Origin of the sequence: Enterococcus sp. 3H8_DIV0648, assembly GCF_002140655.1 — a bacterium.
Lineage (GTDB): Bacteria > Bacillota > Bacilli > Lactobacillales > Enterococcaceae > Enterococcus_A > Enterococcus_A hulanensis.
Window position 1 is genome coordinate 203,870 of the sequence record NZ_NGLG01000001.1, and the last position, 6,313, is coordinate 210,182.

7 protein-coding genes are annotated in these 6,313 nt (G+C 42.3%); all 7 read left to right on the forward strand.

What is annotated here, in order from left to right:
* The first annotated feature begins 386 nt into the window (after nucleotides 1-386).
* Nucleotides 387-803: a DUF1149 family protein gene (locus A5875_RS00995; protein WP_088931882.1), complete on the forward strand. Its 417-nt coding sequence runs from the start codon at nucleotides 387-389 to the stop codon at nucleotides 801-803.
* A 7-nt stretch (nucleotides 804-810) separates the two neighbouring features.
* A complete protein-coding gene (locus A5875_RS01000; protein WP_242551260.1) occupies nucleotides 811-2,373 on the forward strand; it encodes a glucosaminidase domain-containing protein in 1,563 nt (520 codons plus the stop codon).
* Between the two features lie 9 nt (nucleotides 2,374-2,382).
* A complete protein-coding gene (locus tag A5875_RS01005) occupies nucleotides 2,383-2,982 on the forward strand; it encodes a DivIVA domain-containing protein (protein ID WP_088931884.1) in 600 nt (199 codons plus the stop codon).
* A gap of 23 nt (nucleotides 2,983-3,005) precedes the next feature.
* A complete protein-coding gene (locus A5875_RS01010) occupies nucleotides 3,006-3,728 on the forward strand; it encodes a DivIVA domain-containing protein (RefSeq protein ID WP_088931885.1) in 723 nt (240 codons plus the stop codon).
* 14 nt (nucleotides 3,729-3,742) lie between these two features.
* A complete protein-coding gene (locus tag A5875_RS01015) occupies nucleotides 3,743-4,033 on the forward strand; it encodes a hypothetical protein (protein WP_088931886.1) in 291 nt (96 codons plus the stop codon).
* Nucleotides 4,034-4,064: 31 nt separating this feature from the next.
* Nucleotides 4,065-5,711 carry a hypothetical protein gene (locus A5875_RS01020; protein WP_088931887.1) on the forward strand — a complete coding sequence of 549 codons (1,647 nt, stop codon included), beginning with the start codon at nucleotides 4,065-4,067 and terminating at the stop codon, nucleotides 5,709-5,711.
* Nucleotides 5,712-5,779: 68 nt separating this feature from the next.
* The coding region (locus tag A5875_RS23475; protein ID WP_176244582.1) for a hypothetical protein at nucleotides 5,780-6,313 on the forward strand (534 nt) is incomplete at its 3' end.

Sequence of the window (6,313 nt, forward strand, 5' to 3'; positions counted from 1 at the left end):
GGGTATTCTTTTTTTACTTTCTGAGAAAGCGCTTACTTCGTTTGCTACTTCCATTCAATCTGACGTAATTCTTATTATATTTAATATTTTTTAAAGAAAAAGAATTGGTTATTTTATCTACTTCATTCATAAGCCGTCATTCGTCGTCAAAAAGCACTCAAAACCCTAATGTAGAAGGGTTTTGAGTGCTTTTCTAGTTTTTTGCAAGACCAAGAACAAATAGGCTCTTTTTTTACATGTTTTGATAATTTTTCTAGTAATTGATTAATGACAAAATAATTTGAAATGGTAATTCAATTTGTTTGTAATGAATTATTTACTTGTTACATAAAAACAATTGTTGTTACCTTTTTAGAGTTTGAAACAGAAAACAACGGGAGGTTTCTATGAACATTGAACGGTATAAGCCCAAAGTGAACTCTTTTCACTATCAAGCAAAAGAAGAATACGAGGAGTATGAAACCAATTTCAAAATACACATAACTCCTTTAAGGATAGCGTATCCTGCGGATCAGGACAATACAAGTACTCTGGGAATTCGGTTAGATTTTGACATGGTTTTTGAAGAGTTCGTGATCTCAGGAAGCTTAGGTCAAGTCAATCTATTTAAGGACCGCAGAATTGAATCTCAAGAGGATCTAACCAAGGAAGAGCTGGATGAGTTATTGATGCCGCTCTTTCTGTTAGTTAAGCGACTAACTTATGAAGTAAGCGAGATCGCCTTAGATGAGCCAGGGGTAACGGTTCAGTTTGATCAGATCAACAACCAATCAATGGAAAATGTCAACGGCAAAGAAGGGTGAGTTTAATTTGGTAAAGAAGAAATACTATCAACGGCATTTGAAAACAGTCTATCGTTCAAAAAGAAAGCAGCCGGAATTTGTAAAAACAGGAGTAAAAGGAGCGACTACTTTGATTGGGTCTGCTTCGATTTTATTAAATAGCGCGCCAGTGGCTTTTGGAGCTGAGGAAGTATCGGCTGAAAACAATGAGCCAACGATTGAACAAACACAGACAGCGAATGAGTCAACTACTACGGAATCAACGACTCCGGAAAGTCCGGCCGAACCGGTTGAACCAACGGAACCGACCGAGCCGACAGAACCCGTTGATCCGACAGAACCAACTGATCCGGTGAATCCAATAGATCCTGTTGATCCAGAAGAACCGACTCAGCCTGTTGAACCGACTGATCCAGTCAAACCAACGGAACCGACCGAACCAAGCAAGCCGGTGAATCCGACAACACCGACTAAGCCAACGGAACCAGCAAAACCAGTCGAACCAACAAAACCAAATGAAACGACTAAAGAAGCACAACCAGCACAACCTGCACAAGAAAAAGCGCAACAGGCGGAAGCGGCAACAGCCGAGCCAACGCCAGCACCTGTGGAACAACCGATCGTCAGCCAAGTAGAGACACAGCCTATTACGAATCTCGTTCCTTCAACGACGGAAGCAAGTGACGGAGCGATTCATTTTGAAAAGGATGAGTCAGTAGAAAGCTTCATCAAGAAGATTGGAGAGCCTGCTCGCAAGATCGGTCAAAAGGAAGAGTTGTATGCATCAGTGATGATCGCTCAAGCAATTTTGGAATCTGCCAGCGGAACCAGTCAGTTAGCTCAAGCACAGAACTACAATCTATTCGGGATCAAAGGGAGCTATAACGGCAAGAGCGCGACCTTCAATACCCAAGAAGATACTGGCGGAGGCAACATGACTACAATTCAAGCGGAGTTCAGAGCCTATGAAAATTATGAAGAAAGCTTTGAAGACTATGCCAAGTTGATGAAGGAAGGTCTATCCGGCAGCAGTGATTACTATAGCGGTGCTTGGAAAGCCAATGCAGAAACCTATGAAGATGCGACGAAGTTCTTAACAGGTCGTTATGCGACAGACACTTCTTATAACCAAAAGCTGAATGGCTTAATCGAGACATACGACTTAACAGAGTATGACAAGGAAAAAGCTGAAGCAGAGATTAGTGCTCAAGGCTTCGCGGTTCCAGTAGAAAATTACACGATTTCTAGTCCGTTTGGTGCAAGAGGCGCGGAATTCCATCGAGGTTTAGACATGGCGGCAGCTCAAGGCGAACCTATCTATGCTAGTAAAGCTGGGACAGTCAAGGTTGCGGAGTTTCATTATTCATGGGGGAACTATGTAGTGGTTGAGCACGAAGATGGCATGACGACATTGTACGCGCACCAGTCACAATATGTCGTAAAAGCCGGTGATCAGGTCGAACAAGGGCAGATTATTGGTTATGTGGGAAGTACCGGAAACAGTACGGGGGCTCATTTGCATCTTGAGGTGTGTCGTGATGCTTCCTTGAGTCAAGACCAACTAATTGATCCTGCATCAGTTCTGTTTTAGGGAAATGTTATGAAATTTGATGTTGAAGGAATCAAGAATCTAACGTTCCCAAGTGGTGCAATGGGATATAAGAAAAAAGATGTCGATGATTTTCTGATCTATGTCGCCAAAGACTACGGTTCATACCAGCGTCAATTGGAGAAAAGCAAACAGGAAACAGAAGAAGCTGAGCAAGAAAAGCAGGAGCTGCTGAAAAAACTAGAAGAGCAAAAAGCGGCAGATGCAGCAACACTTGAGAAGTTCAAGCAAGAAAACCAAGCCTTGAAGCAGCAGATCACTTCGCTTCAAACGGAAAGCGTCTCAAATAACTTAAATGAAGACACTGCCTTATCGCTGGCACAAAAAGTAGCCTTGCGAATTGAGAAGCAGGCGAAGGAAGAAGCCCAAGAAAAACTGATGCATGCGGATCGTTATTACGAAGAGCAGGTGAGAAAGCTGGAGCAAAAGCGCAAAGAAATTAGTTCAGAAGTCGTGACCAGTCTTTCTGAATTGATCGGCAGTGAACGAATGATCGTAGCTTCCATCGATACCGTCAAACAGGAGTATGTGCGATTGATGAATGTGATTCGTGAGAATTACGAGGATTTAACCGATGAACCAAACCATTAAAAAAGAGGAGGAGGGAAGCGCCGATGCATTTTAAACCACTGGATATCCGAGGTCTAACATTTCGCCGCCGACTATTCGGCTATCGGGCCGGAGATGTCAAAGATTTCATGAAGCACGTCGTTGAAGACTATGAAGCCTATCAGGTCAAAGAAAGTGAAATCGTCGTCTATCAGCATGAACTAGAGGAGAAGCAGGGACTCATCGAAGAGCGTGAAGGGACGATTCACCAGCTAAATGAAAAATATGAGCAGCTGATGGGTGAGAACGAACGGCTAAAGGAATTTGAACGAGAAATTCAAGAATTGGAAAAAATGAAAGAGCTGGCTCAAATTACAGCCGATGCTGTACAAGCTGAAGCGAAGCTGCTCATGGAACAAGCAGAACAAAAGAGCGCTCGTCTATTGCAAGAAGCAGAGAGTACCAAGATGAATCATCTATTGAATGTTCAGATTGAACTAGGGGAATTGATGAGTGAGCAGGAACATCTCAATACGCAAATCGCCAATAAGAAGATGGAGTACTTCGAACTAGAGCTGCAATGTGAAGACATGCTGGCAAACAAAGAACGAGTGGCCAAAGAAGCACAAGTCTTGAAGCAGGAATTCTTAACACTGCGCAGCAAGCTGATCCAAAAATATGCGGACGGACTCGATGAATTTATCGAAGAAAATCAGCTGTTGAATCAGCCGACGAATGAAGAGCAGCCAAACAATGTAATGAAATTAACATCGAAACGGATCGGCTAGGAGGAGAGCGCAGTATGAATTTCGATTTCTTAATAGGAGTGTTCGACTTCTTGGCAAAGATCAAAATACGAAGATATGTCTTTGTTCTCATGGTAGCCATGATGACGATCAGCTATCTGAAGGTCCGGCATGAGCGAAAGAAAATCACGCAGGAAGAAGAAGATGCACTGATTGAAGCCACCTATCAAAAGGATGAAGACGGTTTGTACCCGTGGGAAGCGGACACTAATGATCATCCTGATCGTGTTGGAAAAAATAGTATGCCGATCAAAAAGACCTGGGGCGCTCAACGAGGCAAATGGTAAGCAATAGAAAATTAGCGTAAGGGGAGTATCTGTGAAAGAAGTCAGTATTGAAAAACTAGCCAAACAACTAAAACTCGTGTCAATCGAAACGAAACAAAAGCATCTATTCCTCTCTGTGTCTAACGGAAAAGAACGCGCAAAAGTCAAAAATGTTCGCGGAGAGACATTGGAAGACTGCCTAGATTGGCTGAAGCAGGAATTAGTGAAAGCCGATGCAGCAAATATCCGTGTAGATGCAGTAACACATATCGAAGAATACAGCTATGCAGATTTAATGAAGCGGTTGTCCTTAGTGCAGCGGAACAATTATTTCCGCACAGGGATCGCCTTCGATCGGAAGTTCCGCACAGCGTTTTTAGGCGAGGAAATCATGGGAAGCGCCTTGATTCGCCCATCGAAGAATCACAAGGTCGGCTTCAATAATCCAGAATTATCTATCAATATGCCGAACCTAGAAAGCTATGTACAAAGAAAATACAATGCACCATTAAAAGACAAATTGAAGCAAAAGACCTTCTACTTATTCACGACACAGGGCTTCTACTTTGAAGCTGGTGAATGGATCAAGCTGTCAACAAAGCGGGATCAAGAAGGGATTCGAGAAACGAACTTTGGACTTTTACCAAAGCAGATCGATCATGCCATTGAATATGGCGAGGACTTCCTTTATCGGCAAATAAAGGATTCCGGTCAATTCATTTATGGCTATTACCCAACCTATAACTATGAGATCACAGGCTATAATTCCGTCCGTCATTTCTCTAGTGTCTATGCGCTGTTAGAAGCGCAGGAATACTTAGGGAAAAAGGAAGAATTGAAACGCTCGGAACAAGCACTGGATTGGGGCGTCAAACATCTCCTAATGGAAAAAGACGGCGCGCAGTATGTACAGGAAGAAATGCGTTCTGGAATTTCGATCAAGTTAGGTGCTCAGGCTTTAGCGATTCTTGCGATGGCGAAGTTCCAAACGATTACTGGGAATAATAAGTATCAGAGCATTATCAATCAACTGATTCAAGGAATCGATGATCGATTCGTCAATGAAGATGGGGAAACCACCCATATCTTAGATGATCAGCTAGAGACCAAGAAGAAATTCAACATCATTTATTACGATGGGGAAGCAGTTTTCAGCATTTTACGCGGCTACGCGATTACTAAGGACGAGCGTCATCTACAGTTAGCGAAGAAACTGTTTGATCGTTTCGTTGAAAAAAAATACGAACGCTACCATGACCATTGGTTAAGCTATGCCACCAATGAGATTCTCTTATATTTGAATGACAAAAAGTATTACGAATTTGGATTGAAGAATGCTTTTGAGAATATGAACTTCATTGAATTTCGCGACACTGCCTACCCGACACTGTTGGAGCTATTGATGGCAGCGATCAAAATGACCGATAAGGTCCAAGAAACGAGCTATTTTAAACAAGGCGAGTTTACTCAATTTGTTTCCAAAATAGATTTTTGGCGCTTGCGACAAGTTGCCGTAAAACGTGCTGAAATCGAGATTGAAAAGGGGGTAATGTTTCCTGAAATGGCAATGTTTATGAAGCGTCCAGAAAGAATCGTGCATGGGTTCTACACACGGCATGACAAATTCCGGATGCGAATCGATGATCAAGAGCACTTCTTAAGCGGCTTGATTAATTTTTTTGACTATTTTTACAAGTAGTCAAAAGACTCATATTCATGGCAACAAGAAACTTTTTGATAAAGGTTAGAAAGAAGGGGTTATTACACATGAGCAATGAAAAGAAAATCATTTATCGTCGCGAGCCGATAAAGAAGTACAAAATGCACAAAGTGAAAAAGCATTGGGTAGTTAAAGGCGGGGTAGCCGGAGCGATGATCGTCGGTTCCGTCGGCGCACCATTGGTACCACATATGGTCCTTGCGGCAGAAACAGAGAATGTTGATCCAGGCGATGGTGAAGAAGTTAAAGCCAAAAGCTTAGACGACGTTCAAGAAACAACACCAACCGTTGAAGCAACGACAGAAGCTGTTCCAGAAGCGACTGCTGAAACAGAAGAAGCACCTGAAGAAAAGACCGATGATACAGGGAAAACAGAAGACGAAACAAAAACGTCGGAAACTAAAGAGAAACAAACTCGTGTTGTTGAGAATGAAGATGGAACGAAGACGTGGACTGCGAATGAGGATGCGCAATTTAAAATCAATTCATTTGAAGTATTAGATGTCAATGGTGAAATAAGTTCCCTATTGATGAATGATTTATATGCTAATAATGGAATGAAAATTGAGGGAGTGGTAGAC

Coding starts and splice junctions, on each gene's coding strand:
- A5875_RS00995 (WP_088931882.1), top strand. CDS start 387: ATGAACATTGAACGGTATAAGCCCAAAGTGAACTCTTTTCACTATCAA.
- A5875_RS01005 (WP_088931884.1), top strand. CDS start 2,383: ATGAAATTTGATGTTGAAGGAATCAAGAATCTAACGTTCCCAAGTGGT.
- A5875_RS01010 (WP_088931885.1), top strand. CDS start 3,006: ATGCATTTTAAACCACTGGATATCCGAGGTCTAACATTTCGCCGCCGA.
- A5875_RS01015 (WP_088931886.1), top strand. CDS start 3,743: ATGAATTTCGATTTCTTAATAGGAGTGTTCGACTTCTTGGCAAAGATC.